Origin of the sequence: Kitasatospora sp. NPDC018058 (genome assembly GCF_044327205.1) — a bacterium.
In the GTDB taxonomy this organism is placed as follows: domain Bacteria; phylum Actinomycetota; class Actinomycetes; order Streptomycetales; family Streptomycetaceae; genus Kitasatospora.
This window is the reverse complement of record NZ_JBIRFA010000012.1, coordinates 124,268-147,849: the sequence shown is the minus strand read 5'-3', so window position 1 is coordinate 147,849 and position 23,582 is coordinate 124,268. Positions and strand designations below refer to the sequence as shown.

Sequence of the window (23,582 nt, the reverse complement as noted above, 5' to 3'; positions counted from 1 at the left end):
TCTATACGATGAGCCCATGCGTTCCGTCGATGTGAGCAACCAGGCCCCGGGCGCCCGCCTCGTGGCGCGCCTGCACATCGACCTGTGCCGGCACGCCGGCGCGATCTGTCCCGGCACGCCCGCGCGCTCGCGCTGAGAGCCGCCTCGCCCCATCCCGGGCCCGCCGCCGAACCCGCGGTGCCGCGCCCCGGGCACCATCCGCCCGGCCGCGCCCGCTGCGGCCCACCCACCCCACACGACTCGCACAGGAGCGCACCCATGGCCATCGAGGTCCGCATCCCGACCATCCTCCGCACCTACACCGACGGCGCCAAGGCCGTCGAGGGCAACGGCAGCAACCTCGGGGAACTCTTCACCGACCTCGACGCCCGCCACCCCGGCATCGCCGCCCGCCTGCTGGAGGGCGGCGAGCTGCGCCGCTTTGTCAACGTCTACCTGAACGACGAGGACGTCCGGTTCCTGGAGGGCATCTCCACCGCCGTCGCCGACGGCGACAGCGTCACCATCCTGCCCGCCGTGGCCGGCGGCGCCCGCTGACCTTCCGGCTCCCCCGCCCGGTGGTGGGGGAGCCGCCCCTCTTCACCCTCACCGCCGTGGCCGGAGGCCTCCCTTGCGTTACGACAGTCCGCTCGAAGCCGTCGGCAACACCCCGCTGGTCCGCCTGCCGCGGCTGTCCGCCACCATCCCCGGCAACGCCGAGGGCCTGGTGAGCCTCTGGGCCAAGCTGGAGGACCGCAACCCGACCGGTTCGATCAAGGACCGCCCGGCGCTGCACATGATCGAGCGCGCCGAGGCCGCCGGCCGGCTCACCCCGGGCTGCACCATCCTGGAGCCCACCAGCGGCAACACCGGCATCTCGCTCGCCATGGCCGCCAAGCTCAAGGGCTACCGGATGGTCTGCGTGATGCCCGAGAACACCAGCGAGGAACGGCGCGAACTGCTCCGGATGTGGGGCGCCGAGATCATCTCCTCCCCGGCCGCCGGCGGCTCCAACACCGCCGTCCGGATCGCCAAGGAGATCGCCGCCGAGCACCCCGACTGGGTCATGCTCTACCAGTACGGCAACCCCGACAACGCGGGCGCCCACTACGCCACCACCGGCCCCGAGATCCTCGCCGACCTGCCGACCGTCACCCACTTCGTGGCAGGCCTCGGCACCACCGGCACCCTGATGGGCGTCGGCCGCTTCCTGCGCGAGAAGGTCCCCGGCGTCAGGATCGTCGCCGCCGAGCCCCGCTACGACGACCTGGTGTACGGGCTGCGCAACCTCGACGAGGGCTTCGTCCCCGAGCTGTACGACGCCGAGGTGCTCACCACCCGCTTCTCGGTCGGCTCCGCGGACGCCGTCCGCCGCACCCGCGAACTCCTCCAGCAGGAGGGCATCTTCGCGGGCGTCTCCAGCGGCGCCATCCTGCACGCCGCGATCGGCGTCGGCCGCAAGGCGGCGGCCGCCGGGGAGCGCGCGGACATCGTCTTCGTGGTCGCCGACGGCGGCTGGAAGTACCTGTCCACCGGCATCTACACCGCCGAGTCCACCGAGGCGGCGGTCGAGGCGCTCCAGGGCCAGCTCTGGGCCTAGGGCATCCGCCGATTCCCGCCGGGCGCGAATCGGCGGACCCGCCCTAGCTGCTCTGAAGGGCCCGCTGGGCCCGGGCCCAGACCTGCCGGTCCACCGTGCCGGCGCGGCGGCGGAAGGCCGACAGCGGCACCTCGCGCAGCTCGTCGGTCTCCAGCCAGCTGGTCCGGCCCTGCCGGTCGCCCACCGAACCGGGCGGCAGTGGCAGCACGCCCGGGCGCTCGGCGTGGTGCTTGCTGGTGATCTTCGCGACGGTGGCGGTCCGGCCGTGCACCCGCAGCACCAGGCAGGGGCGGTCCTTGGAACCGGGGCCGTCCTCGAACGGCACCTCCGCCCACCAGATCTCCTGCGGCTCCGGGCGGGACTTGGTGCTCGGGCGCGGCCGCGGACCGGTCGGCCCGGCCGGGCGCGGCGCCGGGCGGGTGCGCTTCACCAGCGCCGCGACGGCCGCCAGCACGGCGAAGCCCGCTACGGCCAGGACCGGCCAGATTCCCGTCATGCCATTCATGCGGCGAACCGTACCGGCCCGGCGGTGAACGCCACCACCGTGGTGACTGTGACAGTTGAGTATTTGTCCGCGTATTGCTCCCAGTTCGTCACGGAACGGCCACAGCGCCCGTTCTGCCGTGAACGCCCCGGTGTAACCCGGAAAAGCTGCCTCACGAACGTCTGCCCCCGTCCCCCCGGAGGTGCCCTCGTGAACGGATCATCCGAGCTCTGGTCGTACGCCGAGATCGCCAGGCACATCGACGTCCAGCCCGAGACCGTCCGCAACTACCGTCGGCACGGCCTGTTGCCCGACCCGGACGTGACCGACGGCAACGGCCACCCCCGCTGGTACCCCGACACCATCCGCGCCTGGGCCCGCAACCGCCCCCGGCGCCGCTGATCCGAGGCCCCGTCGCCGCCCCGGCGTTCTGGGTGATTCCAGCCACAGCCCGGCACGGGGACGGGGGCAAAGTGCTGCTCCGCCCTTACCCTCGACACACCAACGCAGTGCTACCGGCCGGCCGACCGGCCCGGCCTGCCGTTTTCCATGCTGTTTTCCATGCCGTTCTCAGCAGCAGCCAGGACGTGTCAGGGCGGAGGGGCTCGGATGAAACTGACCGTGGTGGGGTGCTCGGGGAGCTTCCCGTCCGTCGACTCGCCCTGCTCCAGCTACCTGGTCGAGGCCGACGGCTACCGCGTGGTGATCGACCTCGGCAACGGGGCGCTCGGCGCGCTGCAGAAGTACACCGGCCTCTACGAGGTCGACGCCGTCCTGCTCAGCCACCTGCACGCGGACCACTGCGTCGACCTGTGCGCCTACTGGGTCGCCCGCAACTACCGCGCCGAGGGCTGCCCCGACCTGCTGCCGGTGTACGGCCCGGCGGGCACCGCCGAGCGCCTCGCCCGGGCGTACGACATGCCGGAGAGCCCCGGGATGAAGGAGGTGTTCGAGTTCCGCACCATCACCCCCGGCAGCTTCGAGCTCGGTCCCTTCCGGGTCTCCGTCGCCCAGGTCAACCACCCGGTCGACGCCTTCGCCTTCCGGCTGGAACACGGTGGTCGCTCCCTGGTCTACTCCGGCGACACCGGCGAGAGCCCGGAACTCGTGGAACTCGCCCGCGACACCGACCTGTTCCTGTGTGAGGCCGCCTACCAGGACGGCCGGGACACCTACCGGGCCGTCCACCTCAACGGCCGGGAGGCCGGCGAGCACGCCACCGCCGCCGGGGCGCGCCGACTCGTCCTCACCCACATCCCGCCGTGGACCGACGCCGAGCGCAACCGCCGCGACGCCGCCGCCGCGTACGCCGGCCCGGTCGAGCTGGCCCGGCCGGGCGCGGTGTACGAGATCTGACCAGGTCGGCGGGGCTCCCCGAAGTCCCGGAAAGCCGCCCGGAACGCTGACAGTCGCGGTCCGCGGTCCGCCCGCTCCCCGGGCGGACACGCCCTACCGGCGTCCGGGCACCGGCAGGCCGAGGTGGTCGCGCAGGGTCGGGCCGGTGTAGTCGGTGCGGAACACCCCGCGCTCCTGGAGCAGCGGGACGACCCGGTCGACGAACTCGTCCAGCCCGCCCGGGGTGAGGTGCGGGACCAGGATGAAGCCGTCGGCCGCGTCCTGCTGCACGAAGTGGTCGATCTGCCCGGCGACGGTGGCGGGGGAGCCGATGAAGGACTGCCGGCCGGTCACCTCGATGACCAGTTCGCGGCTGCTCAGCCCCTTCTCGGCGGCCAGCGCCCGCCACCGTTCGGCGGTGCCGAGCGGGTCCGGGATGCGGACCCGGCCCTGGACCAGCGCGCTGTCCGGGACGGGGGCGACGGCCGGTAGCGGCCCGTCCGGGTCGTGGTCGGAGAGGTCGACGCCCCAGACCTGCTCCAGGACGTTGAGTGTGGTCTGCGGCCCGACCTGGGCCCGGCGGATCTCGGCGGCCCGCTCGGCCGCGTCGGCGTCGGTGTCGCCGAGGACGAAGGTGGCGGCGGGCATGATCTTCAGTTCGTCCGGCTTGCGCCCGTACGCGGCGAGCCGGCGCTTGACGTCGGCGTGGAAGGCCTGGCCGTCGGCGAAGGTGGAGTGCCGGCTGAAGACGACGTCGGCGGTGGCGGCCAGGCCGAGCCGTTCGGTGACGGCGGCCAGTGCGTTCAGCACGGTGATCGACTCGGGGCGGCCGACCACGTCCAGGTCGTGGATGCGGCCCTTGGTCTCGCGCAGCCGCAGGCCCTCGGCGAGGAAGAGGAAGTCGAACTTCCCGCGCTCGGCGGTCTGCGCGAGGTGCCGGAAGGAGTCGAACTCGATGTGGCTGCCGGAGGCCGGGTCGCTCCACACCGTGGTGTTGTTGACGCCGGGGAAGTGGGCGGCGAGGTGGATCTGCTTGAGCGGACGGTCCGTCATCGGGTCACCTCGGCGAGGGCGGGGGAGGCGTCCCGGGCGAGGTCGGCGGCGGCCACCGGGACGGCGACCACCGGGCGGCCCTGCGGCGGGCGCGGGGTGATGGACGGCCCGCGGACCGCGAAGTACGGCCCCTCGAAGTCGATGTGGTGCAGCTTCTCGCGGTCGATGAACCGGCCGGTGGCCGTGTCGCGGATCTCGGCGTCGTCCTCCCAGCTGTCCCAGAGCCGGGCGGCGACCTCGACGGCGTCGGCGGCCTCGGCCCACAGCTCGTCCTCGGGGGCGACCGGGCGGCGGCCGAAGGCCCGTGCCTCGGCCTCGGTGGTGGAGACGCCGATCAGCCAGCCGGCCCGGCCCTCGCTCACCCAGTCCAGGGTGTTGACCGAGATCGAGGTGTGGAAGGGCTCGGTGTGGGTGGTGGTGACGGTGGGGACCAGCCCGACCCGGCTGGTCAGCAGGGCGATCCGGGCGAGGGCGGCGAGCGCGTCGGGGCGGCGCGGTTCGGCGGCGAAGGAGTCGTCGAGGGTGACGAAGTCCAGGGTGGCCCGCTCGGCGAGGCGGGCGAGGTGGGCGTAGTACCCGGCGTCGGGGCGGCCGGGGCCGTCGGCGGGGCCGTCAGCGGTGGCGTCGACGGCGGCTGACAGGTGCAACTGACGGGACATGGCGAGCCTGACTTTCCTCGTGCGCACACGTGGGGACGCATGCGGGCGGCCGCCGGCGGATGGACGCGCGCGGCCGCGCGGTGACGGCCCGTGGCCGGGCGGAGCCCGGGCGGGCGGAGGGGAGGAGGACCGGCGCCGGGCGGGACGTCAGCCGGGCGGCGGCGGGGGAACGGTCAGCTCAGCCGCGACACGCCGCGGACCACACGCGACCGAAGTCGATGTGGCTGCGGGTGACCAGCGGGCACAAGGCGTTCACCGCTTCAGTTGACCAGGGCGTCCGTCGGTTCGTCAACCGCCGTTTCCGCGCGGGGAACCCCCGGGTATGCGCGAGGCCCAGCCCGGCCGCTGGGGGAGCAGCGGCCGGGCTGGGCCTCGACGGTGGGGACGGACGGGCCTCAGGCCTTGGTCACGTCCTCGATCTCGTCGTCGTCCTCGCGACCCGGGGTCTTGAGGTTGAACTTGGTGATCGCGAAGCGGAACGCGAAGTAGTAGATCGCGGCGAAGACCAGGCCGATCGGGATGATCAGCAGCGGGTTCTTGGCCAGGCTGAAGTTGATGCCGTAGTCGATCAGGCCGGCCGAGAAGCTGAAGCCGTGGTGGACGCCGAGGCCCCAGGTGATCGCCATCGAGGCCGCCGTCAGTACCGCGTGGATCGCGTACAGGACCGGGGCGATGAAGAGGAAAGTGAACTCGATCGGCTCGGTGACACCGGTGACGAGGCTGGTCAGCGCGACCGAGATCATCATGCCCATGACGGCCTTGCGGCGCTCGGGGCGGGCGCAGTGGGCGATCGCGATGGCGGCGGCCGGCAGCGCGAACATCATGATCGGGAAGAAGCCCGCCTGGAACTGTCCGGCCGTCGGGTCGCCCGCCAGGAAGCGGTTGATGTCGCCGTGCACGACGGTTCCGTCGGCCTTGGTGAAGTCGCCGGTCTGGAACCAGGCGTAGGTGTTGACGAACTGGTGCATGCCGATCGGGATCAGCGCGCGGTTGATCAGGCCGAACAGGCCTGCGCCGATCGCGCCCGCGCCCACCAGGCTGTTGTTGACGTGCGAGATCGCGTCACCGATGGGCTGCCAGCAGAGGCCGAACAGGACGCCCAGGCCGGTGCCGACGAAGGCCATGATGATCGGCACCAGGCGGCGGCCGTTGAAGAAGCCGAGCCAGTCGACCAGCTTGGTCCGGTGAAACCGCTGCCACAGGATGGCCGCGAGCAGACCGACCACGATGCCGCCGAGGACGCCCGGATCCTGCGGCTTGCCCTTCGGCAGGGCCTCGGTGATGGTGCCGTCGGCCGGGAAGGCGGTCAGCACCTTGCTGAACACGAGGTACCCGACCAGGGCGGCCAGCGCCGTCGAGCCGTCCGCCTTCTTGGCGTAGCCGATGGCGATACCGACGCAGAAGAGCAGCGGCAGCTGGGTGGTGATCGCACCACCCGCGGCGCCGAAGACCTCGACGAGCTTTGCGGGGAAGTGCCACTTCTCATGGATGTCGTCCTGGCCGAGGCGCGCCAGCAGACCCGCCGCCGGCAGCACGGCGATCGGCAGCTGGAGGCTGCGGCCGACCTTCTGGAGACCGGGAAGGACGCTATTGCCGAACTTCTTGATCGGCGTCGGAGCCTTGGCGGGCGCCGGTGCCTGCGCAGACTGACTCATGGGGGTGGGTTCCTAACGGCATGGCGGTCGGTCGGGGGAAGGCACAGGGGCCGAACCGCGAACTGGTCTACACCACGTGTGGTGTAGACCAGTTTTGTAGCACGGGTGGAGAAGACGGGGAACCCCGGAAAGCACCACCGCCGGGAAGCGCTATGAAATCGAAACCTAGTCGCGGAACGACGATCATGATTTCAGTCGCGATTGGGATTTTGGCTATTTGCGCAACAAAAAGCGCCGTCGCCCTGCGGTCACTGGGCCGGGGCGGGTGCCGGGGCGGCGCGGGATGATCCCGCCGCTCCGGGGCGTGCGCGGTGGCTGCTGAGAGTGACCGGGGCGTCGCGGGCGTGCCCGATGTGGCGTCCCCTACCCGCGCTCGGCCGCGGTGCGGAGCGCCGCCGGTGCGGCCGAATCGCGACCGAATTATCTTTTCGCTGGATAGCGGGCAGGGAATTGGGTCAATTTCTGAAATGCCGAAGGCCCTCGAACCGGTGGGTCCGAGAGCCTTTGCGGGCGACGTTCCGGGTGATGGGAATCAGGCCTTGGTGACGTCCTCGACCTCGCCCTCCTCCTCGCGGCCCGGCGTTTTCAGGTCGAATTTGACGATGATGAACCGGAAGAGCGCGTAGTACACCGCGGCGAAGCCGAGCCCGATGATGATGATCATCCACGGTTTGGTGGCGAGCCCCCAGTTGATCACGTAGTCGATCAGGCCGGCCGAGAAGCTGAAGCCGTCGTGCACTCCGAGCCCCCAGGTGATCGCCATCGAGGCGCCGGTCAGCAGCGCGTGCACGCCGTACAGGGCCGGGGCGAGGTAGGCGAAGGAGTACTCGATCGGTTCGGTGACACCGGTGACGAAGGAGGTCAGGCCGACCGAGAGCATCAGGCCGTAGATCTCCTTGCGGCGGTGCGGCTTGGCCGAGTGCGCGATCGCGAGTGCGGCGGCGGGCAGCGCGAACATCATGATGGGGAAGAAACCGGACTGGAACTGTCCGGCCGTCGGGTCGCCCGCCAGGAATCGCGGGATGTCGCCGTGCACGACGGTGCCGTCGGCCTTGGTGAACTCCCCGAACTGGAACCAGACGAAGGTGTTCAGCAACTGGTGCATACCGATCAGCAGCAGTGCGCGGTTGAACAGGCCGAAGATGCCGGCGCCGCCCGCGCCGAGATCGGCGAGGTACTGCGAGAAGTCGTTCAGGCCGCGGCCGATCGGCGGCCAGACCCACAGCGCGAGCACGGCGGTCAGCGTGCCGACCACGGCGGTGATCATCGGCACCAGTCGGCGGCCGTTGAAGAAGCCCAACCAGTCGACCAGCCTGGTGCGGTGGAAGCGCACCCACAGCCAGGCCGACATCAGGCCGATCAGGATGCCGCCGAGCACCCCCGGGTTCTGGTAGGTCGCGGCGGCGGCCTTCGCCGAGGAGTAGTCCACGCACTGGTCGCCGACGAGCACCGTCGGCGGCTCGCAGTTCTCCGGGAAGGCGTGCAGGACCCGGTAGTAGACGAGGAAGCCGACCACGGCGGCCAGGGCCGTCGAACCGTCCGCCTTCTTGGCCATGCCGATCGCCACACCGATGCAGAACAGCATCGGCAGGCCGAGTGAGGAGTCGAGCAGGGCGCCGCCGGCCGCCGCGAAGACCTTGGCGACGTCGTCCCAGCCCAGGCCGTCCTTGCCGAAGACGTCCGGCTGTCCGAGCCGGTTGAGGATGCCCGCCGCGGGGAGCACCGCGACCGGCAACTGCAGCGAGCGGCCCATCTTCTGGAGTCCGCCGTAGAAGGTGTGCCACCACGTGGTCTGTGGGGCCGCGGCTCCCGCCGAACTCGTCATTCGCCCTCCGGGGGCAGTTGCCGTCCCGAGGCCCGCTGCGGGACCCTCGGGCGGGGCCCAGGAACACCCGGGGTCCTTCCCGCGTTCACCGGAGTGCACATATATTGGTGTAGACCACTTTGGGACGCGGGCCGAACACCGGGACGCGGGCCCCGCTGACCGTCATTCTCGGGCGGCGGCCAGGAGCCTGCGCGTCGGAATAGGCCAAAAGTGGTCTAACGTGGCATACCGGACCGGCTCGGGTCATGCTTGTCGCGCTGCCCGGCAGCACGACCGCAGCTGAACCCGCGTCAGCCTCCGGCACGGACCTCACCGCCCGATGGTCGAGGACCACCCCAGCGCAGTGCAGGACGGCACCCGGCAGAGCCGCCGACGGGCCGAGACAGAGGGAGAGAACCAGATGGCCAGCAAGGCTGAGAAGATCGTCGCCGGTCTGGGCGGCATCGAGAACATCGAAGAGGTCGAGGGCTGCATCACCCGCCTGCGCACCGAGGTCAAGGACGCCTCCCTGGTCGACGAGGCCGCCCTCAAGGCCGCCGGCGCCCACGGCGTCGTGAAGATGGGTACCGCGATCCAGGTCGTCATCGGCACCGACGCCGACCCGATCGCCGCCGACATCGAGGACATGATGTGAACTGAGCCACCCGGGCTCACCACGACCGGCCCGCCGACCCGCGCAGGGGGACGGCGGGCCGAGGCACATCCGGAACCGGCGTCCGGAGCGACTACGCTCAGTGCCTATGTCACGCATCGACGGCCGCACCCCCGAACAGCTCCGCCCCATCACCATCGAGCGGGGCTGGAGCAAGCACGCCGAAGGCTCCGTCCTCATCTCCTACGGCGACACCAAGGTGCTGTGCACCGCCAGCGTCACCGAGGGCGTCCCGCGCTGGCGCAAGGGCAGCGGTGAGGGCTGGGTCACCGCCGAATACTCCATGCTCCCGCGTGCCACCAACACCCGCGGCGACCGCGAGGCCGTCAAGGGCCGCATCGGTGGCCGCACCCACGAGATCAGCCGGCTCATCGGCCGCTCGCTGCGCGCCGTGGTCGACCACCGCGCCCTCGCCGAGAACACCATCGTGCTCGACTGTGACGTCCTCCAGGCCGACGGCGGCACCCGCACCGCCGCCATCACCGGCGCCTACGTCGCCCTGGTCGACGCCGTCTCCTGGGCCCGCGAGCGCAAGCTGCTGCGCGCCAAGGGCCAGCCGATCACCGGCGGCGTCAGCGCCGTCAGCGTCGGCATCATCGACGGCGTCCCGATGCTCGACCTCCAGTACGAGGAGGACGTGCGCGCCGAGACCGACATGAACATCGTCTGCACCTCCGACGGCCGCTTCGTCGAGGTCCAGGGCACCGCCGAGGGCGCCCCCTTCGACCGCGACCTGCTCAACCGGCTGCTCGACCTCGGCACCCTCGGCTGCTCCGAGCTCGACGTGATCCAGCGCAAGGCCCTGGAGGGCTGAACCCGCATCAGGGGTGAACCGGCGCGGGCCGCACGGCCGTCGAGGTCTTCGGACGCGTCGTTCGACGTGCCGTCGGACGGCCTGCTGTACAGGCCGGGCCCGCAGACCGTACGGTTCCCGCAGCACCCCGCTGCGGGAACCGCGCACCCTGTGGCGCGCGTCCCTCCCCGCGGAACCCGCGCCATCAGGAGGACCGGATGCAGTCGAGCATCGCCCGCCCCGCCGCCCTCGCCGTGGCCGGACTGATCGCGATCCTCCCGCTCAGCATGGTGAGCTGCTCCGCCGCCCAGAAGGCGATCGACTGCGGCAACACCGCCGTGAAGGTCACCGGCGACATCGCCGACCTCACCAAGGCCTACGACAACGCCAGCAACGACTCGGCCGCCGCCGGGAAGGCGCTGCAGAAGCTCAAGGGCGACCTCGACCAGATCGGGAAGAACTCCAAGAACACCGACGTCGTCAAGGCCGCGACCGACCTGCAGAAGCAGGCCGACAAGGTCCAGCAGGCCGTCGACAAGAAGGAAGCCCCCGACCTCAAGCCGCTCGGCGACGCGGCGGGCAACCTCACCTCGGTCTGCACCGGCTGATCCGTTTCGCCCTCTGGATAAGGTGGGCGATATGTCCACCCGCCTGATCCTCGCCACCCGCAACCAGCACAAGGTCGCCGAGCTGCGCGCCATCCTCACCGACGCCGGCCTGGACGTCGAACTCGTCGGCGCCGACGCCTACCCCGAGATCCCGGACGTCCCCGAGACCGGCGTCACCTTCGCCGAGAACGCCCTGCTCAAGGCCCACGCCCTGGCCCGCGCCACCGGCCTGCCCGCCGTCGCCGACGACTCCGGCCTCTGCGTGGACGTCCTCAACGGCGCGCCCGGCATCTTCTCCGCCCGCTGGGCCGGCGAGCACGGCGACGACCGCGCCAACCTCGACCTGCTGCTCGCCCAGCTCTCCGACATCGCCGAGCCGCACCGCGGCGCCCACTTCTTCTGCGCCGCCGCCCTCGCCCTGCCCGACGGCACCGAGCGCGTCGTCGAGGGCCGCCTCCTCGGCACCCTGCGCACCGCCCCGGCCGGCGCCAACGGCTTCGGCTACGACCCGATCCTCCAGCCGCTCGGCGAGACCCGCACCTGTGCCGAGCTCACCGCGGACGAGAAGAACGCCATCAGCCACCGCGGCCAGGCCTTCCGGGCCCTGGCGCCGGTGGTGAAGGACCTGCTGGGCTGACGCCCCGTCCGCCGAACGCCGAAGGCCCGCCCCGGAATCATCCGGGGCGGGCCTTCGAACCTGAGGCTAGTGCGGCCTGAGGGATTCGAACCCTCACGGGGTTTCCCCCACCGGATCCTAAGTCCGGCGCGTCTGCCTGCTCCGCCAAGGCCGCGTGGCCTCTAGTCTAGGGCTTCGCTTCCGGCGGGAACACCGTGATTCCGTCCGGCGGCGTGGCCGCCTCTCCTCCGCCTGCAGGAGGTCGGAGTGACGGAGTGGCAGTTCGGGCGGAGCGGCCGGAGGGCGGTCGTGGCGTCGGAGCCGGCGTAGCCCTCTCCCGCACCCGGGAGAGGGCCGACTGCTTCCGAGCGCCTCAGGACTCGGGGATCCGCGACGACCTCACGCCGGCGTGGGTCACGAGTGCTCGTGCCCGCGTGACGCGGGCGGGATGCTCTGCTCGTACTGGAAGACGTTGTGGGGGTCGTACTCCGCCTTGATTTCGCGCAGCCGGTCGAAGTTGGAGCCCCAGTAGGCGGTTTCCCAATTCTGCATTCCGACATTCGGCACGTTGACGTAGGCACCGTTCACGTAGGGCCGCATCGCCTGGCTGAACTCGGCAGTCCATGCCTGGGCCTGGGGGGTGAGCGGGTCGCAGACGCCCGGCTGTGTTCCACGAGTTCCCCAGCCGGCACCGATCTCGCCGTAGAAGAGCGCGTCGCGATGCGGGAACGCAGTGCCGCAGCGGGGGGGGGGCTTCCTGACCGCCCCGCCGAAGGCCTGGGTGAAGTAGTTGCTGTCATATCTGTCTGGCAGCGGCCCGTTGAGGGGGAGGGGGAGACGGCGGTGGGGGGGGGCCCCCCCGGGGGGCCCCCCCCCCCCCCCGGGTGCGGGAATAACGGGGGTACAGGAGGGGTCAGGCCGCGACCTCCTGGTCGCGCCCCCCCCTGGCGCCGGGCGCCGGGGGGGGGGGGGGGGGGGGCGGGGGGGGGGGGGGGGGGGGGGGGGGGGGGGGGGCGGGGGGGGGGGGGGGGGGGGGGGGGGGGGGGGGGGGGGGGGGGGGGGGGCGCCCCCGGGGGGGGGGGGGCCCCCCCACCTCTGCGTTTGCGGGAATCCGGGGGATCCCGGAGGGATCAGGCCTCGACCTTGAGGTCGCGCAGCAGCTTGGCGACGTGCCCGGTGGCCTTGACGTTGTACAGCGCGCGCTCGACCTTGCCCTGCTCATCGACGACCACCGTGGAGCGGATGACGCCCAGGTAGGTGCGGCCGTAGTTCTGCTTCTCGCCGTAGGCGCCGTACGCCTCCAGGACCGCGTGGTCCGGGTCGGAGAGCAGGGTGACCTTGAGGTTCTCGGCCTCGCGGAACGTGCCGAGCTTCTCCGGCTGGTCCGGCGAGATGCCGATGACGTCGTAGCCGGCGCCCGCGAGGACCTCCAGGTTGTCGGTGAAGTCGCAGGCCTGCTTGGTGCACCCGGGGGTGAGGGCCTTGGGGTAGAAGTAGACGATGACCTTGCGGCCCAGGTGGTCGGCGAGGGAGACCTGGTTGCCGTCGGCGTCGGACAGGCTGAAGGCGGGCGCGGTGTCGCCGGGCTGGAGACGCTCAGTCATGGGGTGGACTCTCCTGGTGCGTGCGGCTGGGACGTGCGGTCGTACCACGGCAAACTTACCTCCGTTGGTGGGAGGGGCCGCGCGGCCTTGCTTGCCAGCTGACAAACTGGGTCGGTCGCACAGGACGACCAGGACTACATCGGCAAGTGAATGGGGTGGCCCGAGTGGGCGAGGCGAGTCAGGACAAGCCGCAGCGGACGGCCGTCCAGATCGAGGCGGACATCGAGCGTACCCGCGGCCGGCTGGCGGAGACCCTGGACGAGCTGGCCGTGCGGATCCACCCGAGCACCATCTCCGCCCAGGTCAAGGCCAAGGCGATGGCCTCCGTCGAGGAGAAGGCGGGCCGGGCGTACGTGGCCGCGAACGGCCTGGTGGAGAAGGTCCGGGCGCAGTTCGTGGACGAGAAGGGCCAGCCGCGCAAGGAGCGGGTCGTCCCGGCCGCGCTGGTCGGTGTGGGCCTGGTGCTGCTGATCGCCTCCTCCCGCCGGCGCCGCAAGGGCTGAGCGGTGGTGGTGGAACGGCCGGGCGCCCACGGGCACCCGGCCTTCCGTATGCCGGGCTGACGTCACGCTCCGCGCCCGGGAGCGGTACCTTCGGGACCGTGAGTACGAACGACGAAGCGACCCGCTCCGACCAGGAGCACGAGCCCGCGCGGCACGACCGGCTGGGCGAGAAGCTGCCGATCCGGATGCTGCACGACCGCGTGCTGGTGCGCATCGAGGGCAGCGAGGGCGAGCGCCGCTCGACCGGCGGCATCCTGATCCCGGCGACCGCGGAGCTGTCCAAGCGCTGTACCTGGGCCGAGGCCGTGGCGGTCGGCCAGAGCGTGCGCTCGGTGGAGCCCGGTGACCGCGTCCTGTACGACCCGGAGGACAAGCTGGAGGTCGAGGTCCGCGGCGCCACCTACGTGCTGCTGCGCGAGCGCGACCTGCACGCCGTCGCCGCGACCCGTTTCGGGGACACCGAGGGCTCGACCGGGCTGTACCTCTGACCATGGAGCGTCTGCGGTACTTCTTCGAGGCGGGGGTCGTCGGCACGGCGCTGTGGCCGGACGACGTGGAGAGCCCGTACGGCTACCCGGCCGAGCTGGACCGGCTGCCGATCAGTGCCGCGCTGGCGGCCGAGGTGGACGAGCTGTCGGAGTGGTACCAGTCCGTGATCGACTGGGACGACCCGGGCGGCCCGTCGCCCTGGTCGCAGGACGAGAAGGAGCGCTTCAACGCCCGGGCCCGTGCCGCGCTGGCCGCGCTGCGCGAGGAGCTCGGCCCGCGCTGGACGGTGGTGGACCGGTTGCGACCGGTCGACTGAACCACGGTCCAGCGCCCTCATCGGGCTCCGGGGCCGCCCGCCGTCGTCGTCCGGAGCTTCCCTTTCCCGGGCCGCTGATGGGCGCCGGATCGTCGGTGGTGGGCGCTAGGGTCCGGGCATGAGCAAGGCGGTGCCGGCGATCGGTGATGCGGAGCGGCGGGCCCGGTTGGGGCGGCGGCAGCTGTTGGCGCCCTCGGGGCGGGCGGCGCGGGTGGAGGATGTGGCCGACGCGGTGGTCGGGCTGCATGCGACGGACGCGGCCACGGTGTACCTGTCGGCCTGTGCGCGGCTGGCCGCGCCCTCGGCGGCGGAGGTGGACCGGGCGCTGTACGGGGACGTCTCGCTGGTGAAGCTGCTGTCGATGCGGCGGACGATCTTCGCGGTGACGGAGGGCTTCGCCCCGTACGTGAGTTCGGCGGCGGCGCGGGCGATCGCGGTGAAGGAGCGGGCGACGTTGCTCAAGCACCTGCGGGACCACGCCGAGGGCTGGGACGAGGCGCGGTTGGCGGAGACGGAGCGCGAGGTGCTGGCCGCGCTGGCGCGGCGTGGCGAGGCGACGACCAAGCAACTCGGCGATGATGTGCCGCAGTTGCGCGAGAGCATGCTGATGTCGGCGGGGAAGCCGTACGAGAACCGGCAGAGCGTGGGCAGCCGGCTGCTGCGGCTGTTGGCCTCGGACGGGCATGTGCGCCGCTGCCGGCCGCGCGGCTCCTGGCTGAGCAGCAGCTATCCGTGGGCGCTGGTGCCGCAGTGGCCGGACGTGCCGGTGCGGGAGGCGAAGGCGGAGGTGGTGCGGCGCTGGCTGGCGGCGTACGGTCCGGCGACGGTCGAGGACGTGAAGTGGTGGACGGGCTGGACTCTGGGGGACGTCCGTAAGGCGCTGGCGGACGTCGGGGCGCGGGACGTGGCGCTGGCGGACGGCTCGGCGGCGCTGGTGCTGCCGGGGGACGACGTGCCGACGGCGGCGCCGGAGCCCTGGGCGGCGCTGCTGCCGGCACTGGACCCGGCGGTGATGGGTTGGCGCGGGCGGGACTGGTACCTGCGGCCCGAGGACGTGCCGGCGCTGTTCGACCGGGCCGGCAACGCCGGGCCGACGGTGTGGTGGTGCGGCGAGGTGGTGGGCGGCTGGGCGCAGCGGGCGGACGGCGGGCTGGTGTGGCGGTTGTTCCGGGACGTCGGGGTGGAGGCCGAGCGGGCGGTGGCGGCGGAGGCGGAGCGGTTGGCGGGCTGGTTGGGGGAGGTGCGGGTGACGCCGCGGTTCCGTACGCCGCTGGAGCGGGAGCTGGTCGCGAAGGGCTAGCTCACCGGGTCGGCCGGTAGCTCACTGCGCCGGTGTCGTGGCCGAGTTGGTGGGCCCGGTGGTGCCGGTGGGCTGGCTGGTGGGCTTGGTCGGCCGGGTCTGGGTGGGCCGGGCGGTGGGGCTGGGCTGTTCCGGGCTGGGGGTGGGCTGCGGGTTCTGGGGGCTGGGGGCGGCCGGGTTGGGCGCGGGGGCGCCGGTGGTGGCGGGCGGCGCGCTGGGGGCGTGGGTGTGGGTGGTCGGCGCGGGGGCGCCGGTGGTGGCGGTGGCGTTGCCGGGGGTGGGGCCGGTGCTCGGGGGAGTGCTGCCGGGGGTGCCGGTGGGGGTCCAGTTGCCGGGGTCCGGGTTGGTGCGGCCGGTCTGCAGGTCGAACTGCTGGGTGGCGGTGCCGTTCAGGGCGGCGGTCATGTAGTCGGTCCAGATCTTGGTGGGGAAGGCGCCGCCGTTGATCCGGGTGAGGCCGGCGGTGCCGGCCAGCGGCTCCTTGGCGTGGCTCTTCGGGTTCTCCCGGAACAGGCCGACGGTGGTGGTGAGTTCGGGGGTGAAGCCGGCGAACCAGGCGGAGAGGTTGGAGTCGGTGGTGCCGGTCTTGCCGGCGGCGGGGCGGTTCAGGTCGAGGGCGGCGGCGCCGGTGCCGCGGGGGCTGACGACGTCGCGCAGGACGTCGGTGACGGAGTCGGCGATGCTGCGGTCCATGGCGGTGGTGGCCTTGTGGTCGGGCATCTTGGGGACGTCGACGGCGCCGCCGGGGTTGACGCGTTCGAGTTTGAGGACGGACCACGGGGTGTGGGCCTCGCCGTGGTTGGCGAAGGTGGCGTAGGCGCCGGCCAGGTCGAGGGCGCTGGGGGTGGCGGTGCCGAGGGTCATCGAGGTGTTGGCCGGGTCCATGCCGCGGACGCTGTCGGGGATGCCGAGTTTGACGGCGGTCTCCCGGACGCGGGTGAGTCCGGCGTCCACGCCCTCCTGGGCGTACACGGAGTTGACGGACTTGACCATGGCGTAGCGCAGGGTGATGTTGCCGTAGTCGACGTCGTCCTCGTTGGGCGGCGCGTAGGGGGTGGGGCCGCCGGTGACGGGGCGTTCGCTGCTGCCGTCGTAGCGGCTCTCGGTGGTGATCGGGCGGCCGTCCAGGGTGTGCTGGGCGATCAGGCCGGCGGCGAGGTCGACCGGTTTGAAGGTGGAGCCGATCTGGTTGTCCTGGCGCAGCGCGTCGTTGTAGGGCTGTTTGGCGTAGTCGGGGCCGCCGTAGACGGCGACGACGCGGCCGGTGGCGGGGTCGACGGAGGCGCCGGCGACCCGGATGTCGGTGTCGGTGGTGGGGCGGGCCTTGGGGTCGAGTTCGTCGGTGAGTTCGTCCTGGACGGCTTTGACGAAGGCGTCCTGCCTGGGCTTCTCGAAGGTGGTGGTGATCCGCCAGCCGCCGGCCTTGAGGGTGGGGGCGTCGATGATGCCGGAGGAGATCAGGTAGTCGTCGGCGACGCCGACCAGGTAGCCGGCCTGGCCGGAGAGGCCGGTGGCGGGCTGGGGGTCGATCGGGTCGGGGAAGGTGGTGGCGGCGCGGTCGGCCTGGGTGAGGAAGCCGAGTTGGACCATGCCGTCGAGGGCGTAGTTCCAGCGGGCTATGGCCTTCTCGCGGTTGGCGGGGGTGGCGGTCTTGACGTCGTAGAGGCTGGGGGCCTGGAGCAGGGAGGCGAGGTAGGCGCCCTGGCCGAGGGTGAGCCCGGAGACGTCGACGCCGTAGTAGGCGTGGGCGGCGCTCTGGATGCCGTAGGCGCCGCGGCCGAAGTAGCTGCTGTTGAGGTATCCGGCGAGGATGTCCTTCTTGTCGCGCTGCTGGTCGACCTTGAGGGCGATGAAGAGTTCGCGGCCCTTGCGCTCGAAGGTCTGGTCCTGGGTCAGGTAGTAGTTCTTGACGTACTGCTGGGTGATGGTGGAGCCGCCCTGCATGCCCTTGCCGAGCAGGGTGTTCCAGCCGGCCCGGAGCATGCCCTTCAGATCGATGCCGCGGTTCTGGTAGAAGGTGCGGTCCTCGGCGGAGACGACGGCCTGCTGGGTCTGCAGCGGGATCTGGTCGATGGTGACGTCGGTGCGGTTGACCGCGCCGGTGCGGGCGATCTCGGTGGTGCCGTCGGAGTAGAGGTAGATGTTGTTCTGGGCGACGGCGTGGGCGTTGGGGTCGGGCACCGGGACGATGACGTAGAGCACGGCGAAGGCGCCGACGGCGAGCAGGAGCAGCGCGGTGAGGGTGCCGAGGGTGACCCGCCAGGTGGGCAGGAGCCGGCGCCAGAGGGGGAGGGCGCGGCGGGCCTCGCGGCGGGCGGCCCGTTTGGCCTGGCGTCGGGTGCTCAAGGTCATGGCGAGATTATCTGCTATTTGACGTCAGATCAGTGGCCGCAGGGTGCCTGAACTGCGCGGTTGCGTTGGTCGGGTCGTGCGTCCCGGGGTACGTCGGAAATTCGGGTGTGGGGCGGGGGGCCCGGCGGTACGGTGAAAGGTGCAAACCATATAGCGCACCTGCTTCTGGCAGCTCCGCCCGCCTGGCCCGGCACCCCCGGGTACGGCCGGTCGGAGCCGTTGGAGCGTGCGCCGACGCGCGTGCGGGCAGCTGTCTGCCCGTATTTGTCGACAAGGAGACAATATGCAGAATCCTGCCACTGTGGGGGCGAGGCCCCCGGATACCGGTCCCGCGGTTCCCCTCGTCCGCCACACCGCGGCTTCCCTCGGGCTCTACGCCGCCGTCGCCCGCGGCGCCTTCCGCCGCTACTCCACCTACCGGGCCGCCACCCTGGCCGGCACCTTCACCAACACCGTCTTCGGCATCATCCTCGCCTCCTCCTTCCTGGCCCTCTGGCAGGCCCGCCCCGGCCTCGGCGGCTACGACCAGAGCCAGGCCGTCACCTACATCTGGGTCAGCCAGGGCCTGCTGGTCACGATCGCGGTCTGGGGCGGCGGCTTCCAGGACGACGTCCAGGACCGCTTCCGCTCCGGCGACATCGCCGTCGACCTCTACCGCCCGGTCGACTTCCAGGGCTGGTGGCTGGCCACCGACCTCGGCCGGGCCGCCTTCCAAGCGCTGATCCGCGGCACCGTGCCGATGCTGGTCGGCGCGCTGGTGTTCCGCAGCCGGTTGCCCGAGCAGCCGCTGACCTGGGTGTTCTTCCTGCTCTCGGTGCTGCTCGCGCTGCTGGTCAGCTTCGGGCTGCGGTTCCTGGTCTCGATCACCGGCTTCTGGCTGCACGACTCGGAGGGGGTGCGCGCGGTGATGCTGGTGGTCTCGATGTTCTTCTCCGGGATGCTGCTGCCGATCGCGCTCTTCCCCGGCTGGCTCGGCGACCTCGGCCGGGCGATGCCCTGGGCCGCGCTGATCAAGGTGCCGACCGACGTCTTCCTGGAGCGCGCGAGCGGCACCGGGCTGCTCGGGGCGCTCGGCTTCCAGCTCGGCTGGGCGGTCGCGCTGCTCGCCGCCGGGCGGGGCGCGCAGTGGCTGGCGACCCGCAGGGTGGTGGTGCAGGGTGGCTGAGCCGCTGGTCGCCCGCACCTCCTGGGCGGTCCGCTCCTGGTGGCTCTGCGCCCGGATGTGGATGCGCTCGATGATGGCCTACCGGGCCTCCTTCCTGCTGAACCTGCTGGCCAGCCTGGTCACCCACTCGCTCGACTTCGTCGTGCTGGTGATCATGTTTCGGCACACCGACGAACTCGGCGGCTGGAGGCTGCCGGAGATCGCCTTCCTCTACGCCACCGCGACCTTCTCCCTCGGCATGGCCAACCTGCTGGTCGGCTCGGCCGACGGCCTCGGCGTGCGGATCATGAACGGCTCGCTGGACACCATGCTGATCCGCCCCGCGCCCGCGCTCTCCCAGCTGTGCGCCGAACGCTTCAGCCTGCGCCGGCTCGGCCGCCCGCTCCAGGCCGCGGTGGTGCTGGTCTGGTCGCTGGCCGCCCTGGACGTCCACTGGACCTGGGACCGGGTGCTGCTGGTGCCCGTCCTGCTGGTGTGCGGCAGCGTCATCTTCGGCGCGATCTACATCGGCGGCGCCACCGTCCAGTTCTGGTGGGGCGAGTCCAAGGAGATCCAGAACTCCTTCACCTACGGCGGCGCGACCCTGCTGCACTACCCGCCGACCATCTTCGCCAAGGAACTGGTCGCCGGGGTGGTCTTCGGCGTACCGCTGGCCTTCGTCAACTGGCTGCCCTCCCTGCGCATCCTCGGCCGGCCCGACCCGCTCGGCCTGCCCACCGCCTTCCAGTACGCCTCCCCGGTCGCCGCCGCGCTGTGCGTCGCCGCCGCCGGGCTCGCCTGGCGCGCCGGACTGCGCGCCTACCGCGGCACCGGCAGCTGAACACCCGTACCCCTCGTAAGGAATCACCGTGGCACTGATCGAACTCCAGGACGTCCACCGCACCTTCACCGTGCGGGCCCGCACCGGCCGGTTCAGCCGGACCAAGCGCGAGGTGCGCGCGGTGGACGGGCTGAGCTTCACCGTCGAGGCCGGCGAGTGCGTCGGATACATCGGGCCCAACGGCGCCGGCAAGTCGACCACCATCAAGATGCTCACCGGCATCCTCGTCCCCAGCGCCGGACGGCTGCGCGTCGCCGGGGTCGACCCGGCCCGCGAACGCGTCGCGCTGGCCCGCCGGATCGGCGTCGTCTTCGGCCAGCGCACCACCCTGTGGTGGGACCTCCCGCTGCGCGACTCCTTCGAACTCGCCCGCCGGATCTACCGCATCCCCGACCGGCGGTACCGCGAGAACCTCGGCCGCTGCGTCGAACTGCTCGACCTGGAAGGCTTGTTGGACACACCCGTACGGCAGCTCTCGCTCGGCCAGCGCATGCGCGGCGACCTCGCGGCGGCGCTGCTGCACGACCCCCAGGTGCTCTACCTGGACGAGCCGACCATCGGCCTGGACGTGGTCAGCAAGGGCAAGGTGCGCGAGTTCCTGCGCGAGGTCAACCGCGACCGGGGCACCACGGTGCTGCTCACCACCCACGACCTGACCGACATCGAGCAGCTCTGCGGCCGGGTGATGGTGATCGACCACGGCCGGGTGGTCTACGACGGCGGGCTGGACGGGTTGCACACCACCGGCCGCAGCGAGCGCACGCTGGTGGTCGACCTCGCCGAGGCCCGGCCGCCGATCGAGGTGGCCGGGGCGCGGGTGGTCAAGGTCGAGGGGCCGCGGCAGTGGCTGGCCTTCCCGGCGCAGGAGAGCGCGGCGCCGATCGTGGCGGCGGTCGCGGCGCGGTACCCGCTGGCGGACCTGTCGGTGCGCGAGCCGGCCATCGAGGACGTGATCGCGCGGATGTACGCCGAGGTCGCGTTCGGCTGATGTGCGCCGAGGTCGCGATCGGCTGATCCCGCTTCCTCGGGCGCGCGTTCGGGCCCGTCACCCGTCCGGGGAGGGCACGTGACTCCCCGGCGGGCTGCCGAGTTGACCGGTGCAACCCTCGCCGAACCGCGCACCGGAGGCCCGCCGCCCGATGTCCGTACCCGACGTGACCGTGGTGGTCGCGGTCCGCAACGCCATGCCGCACCTCACCGCCTGCCTGGACTCGCTGGTCGGGCAGTCCCTGGCGCCGGGGCGGTTGGAGGTGGTGGTCGTCGACGACGGTTCCACGGACGGCGGCGAAGCGCTGTCGGACGAGTACGCCGCCCGCCGCCCCGGGCTGTTCCGGGTGGTGCACCAGCCCGACTCCGGCGGCCCGGCGGCCCCCTGCAACCGCGGCCTGGCGCTGGCCCGCGGCCGCTACGTGCTGTTCCTCGGCGCCCACGACCAGCTCGGCCCGGAGGCGCTGGAGCGGCTGGTCGCGGCCGCCGACGACTGGGGCTCGGACGTGGTGGTGCCCAAGCAGGTCGGGGTGAACGGGCGGCTGGTGCCGCAGGGCATCTTCCACGCCAACGCCGAGTCGGTGGGCTTCACCGACTCGGCGCTGGCCTGGGTGCTGTCCGACACCAAGCTGTTCCGGCTCGACTTCATCCGGCGCCACGGGCTGCGCCGCAACGAGGGGCTGAAGGTCTTCTCGGAACAGCCGTTCGCCCTGGAGGCCTGTCTGCGGGCGCGCCGGGTGTCCGTGCTCGCCGACTACGACTGCTGCTTCCTGGTGCCGCGCGAGGACCCGGGCGACGTCACGGAGCGGGCCGGGGTGCTGGACCGGCTGCGCGGGATCTTCGCGCTGCAGCAGATGGCGGTCGAACTGGCCGCACCGGGCGAGGAGTTGGACGCCATTCTGGCCCGCAGCTTCGCCTGGGACGTGCCCCGGCTGTTCCAGGACGGCTTCCTGCTGCTGGACGACGGGCTGCAGCGGCGGGTGTGCGAGGAGGTCGGCCGGATGATCGAGCTGTTCGACGCCCGCGCGGTGTACCACCGGCTGCCGGTCGCCGCCCGGGTGCGGCTCGAACTCGCCGCCGCCGTAAGGCCGCAGGCGCTGCGCGGCCAGATCCGCTACGAGGCCGCGCACGGCGAACCGCCGGTGGTGGCGGACGGGCGGCGGCGCTACGCGGGTTACCCGGCCTTCCGGGACACCCGGCTCGGCCTGTCGGACGGGCTGTTCCTGCTGCGCGAGGAGCCACTGGTCGAGGCCGCGCCGCGGCTCAACCTGGCCCAGCAGCTGTGGCGGGGGATCGTCCCGGAGCAGCTGCGGCGCGGGCTGCGGCGCTCGCCGCTGTGGCGTCGGCTCGCCGACTCGGTGAACGGGGGGCAAGGCTGAGCGGGCGGTCGCCCAGGTCCAGGAGCGCGTGATCGCCGGGGTCCGGAGCGCGTGATCGCGAGGCACGCCCCCGTCCGCGCCGGGCAACGGGCAGACTGGCGGGGTGAGTGACGAAGCCTTCAGCAGGACCGGCCCCGGGGTCCGGTTCACCGCGGCCGACGAGCAGAAGAGACGCGGCGTCCGCCGGATGAAGACCATCGCGACCGGCCTGCTGGCCTTCGCGAGCCTGGTCTTCGCCCTCGCCACCTGGGCCAAGGCGGACGGCGCCGGCGCCTGGGCCGGGTACGTGGCGGCCGCCGCCGAGGCGGGCATGGTCGGCGCGCTGGCCGACTGGTTCGCGGTGACGGCGCTGTTCCGCCGCCCGTTCGGACTGCCGATCCCGCACACCGCGATCATCCCGACCAAGAAGGACGCCTTCGGGCGCTCGCTCGGCGACTTCGTCGGCGAGAACTTCCTCTCCGGCCACGTGGTGCGCGGCCGGCTCGCCGCGCTCGGCATCGGCCGCCGGCTGGGGGAGTGGCTGGCCGCGCCGGGCAGCGCCGAGCGGGTCACCAAGGAGGCCTCGGCGGCGCTGCGCGGGGTGCTCGCGGTGCTGCGCGACGACGACGTGCAGGCGGTGGTCGCCGAGGCGGTCACCCGGCGGGCCGCCGCCACCTCGGTGGCCGAGCCGATGGGCCGGATGCTGGGCAAGGTGGTCGCGGACGGCGGGCACCACGGCGTGGTCGACCTGGTGGCCGTCCGGGCGCACGGCTGGCTGGTCGCCAACCACGAGGACGTGGTCCGGAAGGTCTCCCAGAAGACCCCGGGCTGGACGCCGAAGTTCATCGACCACCAGGTCGGCGAGCGGGTCTACAAGGAGTTGCTGCGCTTCGTCACCGACATCCGGGACGACCCGGACCACCCGGCCCGCGGCGCGATCGACAACTTCCTCGTCGACTTCGCCGCCGAGCTGCAGACCGACCCGGAGACCATCGCCCGGGTCGAGCGGGCCAAGGGCGAGCTGCTGGCCCGCCCCGAGGTGCAGGACCTGATCAACTCCACCTGGGCGGCCGTGCGCACCCTGGTGGTGAGCGCGGCCGAGGACGAGGACAGCGAACTGCGCCGGCGCATCCGCGACGGCGTGCGCCGCTTCGGCGAGCGCCTGGCCACCGATGCCAAGCTGCAGGCCAAGGTGGACGGGTGGCTGCAGGACGCCGCCCAGTACCTGGTCGACACCTACCGGACCGAGATCACCTCGCTGATCTCCGAGACGGTGGCGAGCTGGGACGCCGACGACGCCTCCCGCAAGATCGAGGCCAACGTCGGGCGTGACCTGCAGTTCATCCGGATCAACGGCACGGTGGTCGGCGCCCTGGCCGGGCTGCTGATCCACACCGTGGCGGTCGCGCTCGGGGGGTGATCCCCGACG

Annotated in this window: 25 protein-coding genes, 1 tRNA gene and 1 pseudogene; 18 read left to right on the top strand and 9 right to left on the bottom strand. The window is 72.2% G+C overall.

Annotation, left to right across the window (positions count from 1 at the left end; genetic code table 11):
• The first annotated feature begins 16 nt into the window (after positions 1-16).
• From ACH4E7_RS19105 to ACH4E7_RS19095, 3 genes are all read left to right on the top strand, one after another.
• Positions 17-136 (top strand): putative leader peptide, encoded by a 120-nt coding sequence (locus tag ACH4E7_RS19105; protein ID WP_396250192.1) that lies wholly within the window; start codon positions 17-19, stop codon positions 134-136.
• Positions 137-258: 122 nt separating this feature from the next.
• Entirely contained in the window at positions 259-537 is a 279-nt protein-coding gene (locus ACH4E7_RS19100) for a MoaD/ThiS family protein (RefSeq protein WP_355671868.1), read from the top strand.
• 73 nt (positions 538-610) lie between these two features.
• Positions 611-1,579 carry a PLP-dependent cysteine synthase family protein gene (locus tag ACH4E7_RS19095; RefSeq protein ID WP_396250191.1) on the top strand — a complete coding sequence of 323 codons (969 nt, stop codon included), beginning with the start codon at positions 611-613 and terminating at the stop codon, positions 1,577-1,579.
• 43 nt (positions 1,580-1,622) lie between these two features.
• On the opposite strand, the gene ACH4E7_RS19090 is transcribed toward ACH4E7_RS19095, so the two are convergent.
• Complete coding sequence (locus tag ACH4E7_RS19090; protein ID WP_396250190.1) at positions 1,623-2,084, bottom strand: type II toxin-antitoxin system PemK/MazF family toxin; 462 nt, start codon at positions 2,082-2,084, stop codon at positions 1,623-1,625.
• Between the two features lie 189 nt (positions 2,085-2,273).
• Between ACH4E7_RS19090 and ACH4E7_RS19085 the strand changes: the two genes are divergently transcribed.
• Both ACH4E7_RS19085 and ACH4E7_RS19080 read left to right on the top strand, forming a co-directional pair.
• Positions 2,274-2,465 carry a MerR family transcriptional regulator gene (locus ACH4E7_RS19085; protein ID WP_396250189.1) on the top strand — a complete coding sequence of 64 codons (192 nt, stop codon included), beginning with the start codon at positions 2,274-2,276 and terminating at the stop codon, positions 2,463-2,465.
• Between the two features lie 207 nt (positions 2,466-2,672).
• The gene (locus ACH4E7_RS19080; RefSeq protein WP_396250188.1) at positions 2,673-3,419 is read left to right on the top strand and encodes an MBL fold metallo-hydrolase; all 747 of its coding nucleotides are present in this window, start codon (positions 2,673-2,675) and stop codon (positions 3,417-3,419) included.
• A 93-nt stretch (positions 3,420-3,512) separates the two neighbouring features.
• Here the strand turns inward: ACH4E7_RS19080 and ACH4E7_RS19075 are convergent, their stop codons facing one another.
• The 4 genes and pseudogenes from ACH4E7_RS19075 to ACH4E7_RS19060 form a co-directional block, all read right to left on the bottom strand.
• On the bottom strand, positions 3,513-4,451 hold the full coding sequence (locus ACH4E7_RS19075) for an LLM class flavin-dependent oxidoreductase (RefSeq protein WP_396250187.1): 939 nt from the start codon (positions 4,449-4,451) through the stop codon (positions 3,513-3,515).
• Positions 4,452-4,456: 5 nt separating this feature from the next.
• Positions 4,457-5,110, bottom strand: a pseudogene (locus tag ACH4E7_RS19070) (LLM class flavin-dependent oxidoreductase); the annotation flags it as partial.
• 395 nt (positions 5,111-5,505) lie between these two features.
• Entirely contained in the window at positions 5,506-6,765 is a 1,260-nt protein-coding gene (locus ACH4E7_RS19065; protein ID WP_355671873.1) for a PTS transporter subunit EIIC, read from the bottom strand.
• A 532-nt stretch (positions 6,766-7,297) separates the two neighbouring features.
• Positions 7,298-8,590, bottom strand: a complete 1,293-nt coding sequence (locus ACH4E7_RS19060; RefSeq protein WP_396250186.1) for a PTS transporter subunit EIIC — start codon at positions 8,588-8,590, stop codon at positions 7,298-7,300.
• A gap of 319 nt (positions 8,591-8,909) precedes the next feature.
• On the opposite strand from ACH4E7_RS19060, the gene ACH4E7_RS19055 reads away from it, so the two are divergent.
• The 4 genes from ACH4E7_RS19055 (at position 8,910) to rdgB (ending at position 11,280) form a co-directional block, all read left to right on the top strand.
• Complete coding sequence (locus ACH4E7_RS19055; protein ID WP_396250185.1) at positions 8,910-9,224, top strand: glucose PTS transporter subunit EIIB; 315 nt, start codon at positions 8,910-8,912, stop codon at positions 9,222-9,224.
• A gap of 106 nt (positions 9,225-9,330) precedes the next feature.
• A complete protein-coding gene (gene rph / locus ACH4E7_RS19050) occupies positions 9,331-10,056 on the top strand; it encodes a ribonuclease PH (protein ID WP_396250184.1) in 726 nt (241 codons plus the stop codon).
• Positions 10,057-10,253: 197 nt separating this feature from the next.
• Positions 10,254-10,643 (top strand): hypothetical protein, encoded by a 390-nt coding sequence (locus tag ACH4E7_RS19045; protein ID WP_396250183.1) that lies wholly within the window; start codon positions 10,254-10,256, stop codon positions 10,641-10,643.
• 31 nt (positions 10,644-10,674) lie between these two features.
• The gene (gene rdgB, locus ACH4E7_RS19040; protein ID WP_396250182.1) at positions 10,675-11,280 is read left to right on the top strand and encodes an RdgB/HAM1 family non-canonical purine NTP pyrophosphatase; all 606 of its coding nucleotides are present in this window, start codon (positions 10,675-10,677) and stop codon (positions 11,278-11,280) included.
• 70 nt (positions 11,281-11,350) lie between these two features.
• Here the strand turns inward: rdgB and ACH4E7_RS19035 are convergent.
• The 3 genes from ACH4E7_RS19035 to bcp form a co-directional block, all read right to left on the bottom strand.
• A tRNA-Leu gene (locus ACH4E7_RS19035) sits at positions 11,351-11,434 on the bottom strand.
• Between the two features lie 239 nt (positions 11,435-11,673).
• Positions 11,674-11,859 carry a BBE domain-containing protein gene (locus ACH4E7_RS19030; RefSeq protein WP_396250181.1) on the bottom strand — a complete coding sequence of 62 codons (186 nt, stop codon included), beginning with the start codon at positions 11,857-11,859 and terminating at the stop codon, positions 11,674-11,676.
• 530 nt (positions 11,860-12,389) lie between these two features.
• Positions 12,390-12,863, bottom strand: a complete 474-nt coding sequence (bcp, locus tag ACH4E7_RS19025) for a thioredoxin-dependent thiol peroxidase (RefSeq protein WP_396250180.1) — start codon at positions 12,861-12,863, stop codon at positions 12,390-12,392.
• 164 nt (positions 12,864-13,027) lie between these two features.
• On the opposite strand from bcp, the gene ACH4E7_RS19020 reads away from it, so the two are divergent.
• From ACH4E7_RS19020 to ACH4E7_RS19005, 4 genes are all read left to right on the top strand, one after another.
• A complete protein-coding gene (locus ACH4E7_RS19020) occupies positions 13,028-13,366 on the top strand; it encodes a DUF3618 domain-containing protein (protein WP_396250179.1) in 339 nt (112 codons plus the stop codon).
• 185 nt (positions 13,367-13,551) lie between these two features.
• Positions 13,552-13,854: a co-chaperone GroES gene (locus tag ACH4E7_RS19015; protein ID WP_079136310.1), complete on the top strand. Its 303-nt coding sequence runs from the start codon at positions 13,552-13,554 to the stop codon at positions 13,852-13,854.
• Between the two features lie 2 nt (positions 13,855-13,856).
• Positions 13,857-14,171 carry a hypothetical protein gene (locus ACH4E7_RS19010; RefSeq protein ID WP_396250178.1) on the top strand — a complete coding sequence of 105 codons (315 nt, stop codon included), beginning with the start codon at positions 13,857-13,859 and terminating at the stop codon, positions 14,169-14,171.
• Between the two features lie 118 nt (positions 14,172-14,289).
• Entirely contained in the window at positions 14,290-15,471 is a 1,182-nt protein-coding gene (locus ACH4E7_RS19005) for a winged helix DNA-binding domain-containing protein (protein WP_396250177.1), read from the top strand.
• A 21-nt stretch (positions 15,472-15,492) separates the two neighbouring features.
• On the opposite strand, the gene ACH4E7_RS19000 is transcribed toward ACH4E7_RS19005, so the two are convergent.
• Positions 15,493-17,823 carry a transglycosylase domain-containing protein gene (locus ACH4E7_RS19000; RefSeq protein WP_396250176.1) on the bottom strand — a complete coding sequence of 777 codons (2,331 nt, stop codon included), beginning with the start codon at positions 17,821-17,823 and terminating at the stop codon, positions 15,493-15,495.
• Positions 17,824-18,106: 283 nt separating this feature from the next.
• Here ACH4E7_RS19000 and ACH4E7_RS18995 point away from each other — a divergent pair, with 283 nt between their 5' ends.
• The 5 genes from ACH4E7_RS18995 (at position 18,107) to ACH4E7_RS18975 (ending at position 23,573) form a co-directional block, all read left to right on the top strand.
• Complete coding sequence (locus ACH4E7_RS18995; RefSeq protein WP_396250175.1) at positions 18,107-18,988, top strand: ABC transporter permease; 882 nt, start codon at positions 18,107-18,109, stop codon at positions 18,986-18,988.
• Positions 18,981-19,808 carry an ABC transporter permease gene (locus ACH4E7_RS18990; protein ID WP_396250174.1) on the top strand — a complete coding sequence of 276 codons (828 nt, stop codon included), beginning with the start codon at positions 18,981-18,983 and terminating at the stop codon, positions 19,806-19,808. Before ACH4E7_RS18995 ends, ACH4E7_RS18990 begins: the two co-directional genes overlap by 8 nt.
• A 28-nt stretch (positions 19,809-19,836) precedes the next feature.
• The gene (locus ACH4E7_RS18985; protein WP_396250173.1) at positions 19,837-20,796 is read left to right on the top strand and encodes an ATP-binding cassette domain-containing protein; all 960 of its coding nucleotides are present in this window, start codon (positions 19,837-19,839) and stop codon (positions 20,794-20,796) included.
• Positions 20,797-20,947: 151 nt separating this feature from the next.
• Entirely contained in the window at positions 20,948-22,174 is a 1,227-nt protein-coding gene (locus ACH4E7_RS18980) for a glycosyltransferase family 2 protein (protein ID WP_396250172.1), read from the top strand.
• 103 nt (positions 22,175-22,277) lie between these two features.
• The gene (locus ACH4E7_RS18975; RefSeq protein WP_396250171.1) at positions 22,278-23,573 is read left to right on the top strand and encodes a DUF445 domain-containing protein; all 1,296 of its coding nucleotides are present in this window, start codon (positions 22,278-22,280) and stop codon (positions 23,571-23,573) included.
• Positions 23,574-23,582 lie beyond the last annotated feature (9 nt).

What these genes read in the sequence shown, in the direction of transcription:
- ACH4E7_RS19105 (WP_396250192.1), top strand. Translation starts at nt 17, where the DNA reads ATGCGTTCCGTCGATGTGAGCAACCAGGCCCCGGGCGCCCGCCTCGTG.
- ACH4E7_RS19100 (WP_355671868.1), top strand. Translation starts at nt 259, where the DNA reads ATGGCCATCGAGGTCCGCATCCCGACCATCCTCCGCACCTACACCGAC.
- ACH4E7_RS19090 (WP_396250190.1), bottom strand. Translation starts at nt 2,084, where the DNA reads ATGAATGGCATGACGGGAATCTGGCCGGTCCTGGCCGTAGCGGGCTTC.
- ACH4E7_RS19080 (WP_396250188.1), top strand. Translation starts at nt 2,673, where the DNA reads ATGAAACTGACCGTGGTGGGGTGCTCGGGGAGCTTCCCGTCCGTCGAC.
- ACH4E7_RS19075 (WP_396250187.1), bottom strand. Translation starts at nt 4,451, where the DNA reads ATGACGGACCGTCCGCTCAAGCAGATCCACCTCGCCGCCCACTTCCCC.
- ACH4E7_RS19065 (WP_355671873.1), bottom strand. Translation starts at nt 6,765, where the DNA reads ATGAGTCAGTCTGCGCAGGCACCGGCGCCCGCCAAGGCTCCGACGCCG.
- ACH4E7_RS19060 (WP_396250186.1), bottom strand. Translation starts at nt 8,590, where the DNA reads ATGACGAGTTCGGCGGGAGCCGCGGCCCCACAGACCACGTGGTGGCAC.
- ACH4E7_RS19055 (WP_396250185.1), top strand. Translation starts at nt 8,910, where the DNA reads ATGGTCGAGGACCACCCCAGCGCAGTGCAGGACGGCACCCGGCAGAGC.
- rph (WP_396250184.1), top strand. Translation starts at nt 9,331, where the DNA reads ATGTCACGCATCGACGGCCGCACCCCCGAACAGCTCCGCCCCATCACC.
- ACH4E7_RS19045 (WP_396250183.1), top strand. Translation starts at nt 10,254, where the DNA reads ATGCAGTCGAGCATCGCCCGCCCCGCCGCCCTCGCCGTGGCCGGACTG.
- rdgB (WP_396250182.1), top strand. Translation starts at nt 10,675, where the DNA reads ATGTCCACCCGCCTGATCCTCGCCACCCGCAACCAGCACAAGGTCGCC.
- ACH4E7_RS19030 (WP_396250181.1), bottom strand. Translation starts at nt 11,859, where the DNA reads ATGCGGCCCTACGTGAACGGTGCCTACGTCAACGTGCCGAATGTCGGA.
- bcp (WP_396250180.1), bottom strand. Translation starts at nt 12,863, where the DNA reads ATGACTGAGCGTCTCCAGCCCGGCGACACCGCGCCCGCCTTCAGCCTG.
- ACH4E7_RS19015 (WP_079136310.1), top strand. Translation starts at nt 13,552, where the DNA reads ATGCTGCACGACCGCGTGCTGGTGCGCATCGAGGGCAGCGAGGGCGAG.
- ACH4E7_RS19010 (WP_396250178.1), top strand. Translation starts at nt 13,857, where the DNA reads ATGGAGCGTCTGCGGTACTTCTTCGAGGCGGGGGTCGTCGGCACGGCG.
- ACH4E7_RS19005 (WP_396250177.1), top strand. Translation starts at nt 14,290, where the DNA reads ATGAGCAAGGCGGTGCCGGCGATCGGTGATGCGGAGCGGCGGGCCCGG.
- ACH4E7_RS19000 (WP_396250176.1), bottom strand. Translation starts at nt 17,823, where the DNA reads ATGACCTTGAGCACCCGACGCCAGGCCAAACGGGCCGCCCGCCGCGAG.
- ACH4E7_RS18995 (WP_396250175.1), top strand. Translation starts at nt 18,107, where the DNA reads ATGCAGAATCCTGCCACTGTGGGGGCGAGGCCCCCGGATACCGGTCCC.
- ACH4E7_RS18980 (WP_396250172.1), top strand. Translation starts at nt 20,948, where the DNA reads ATGTCCGTACCCGACGTGACCGTGGTGGTCGCGGTCCGCAACGCCATG.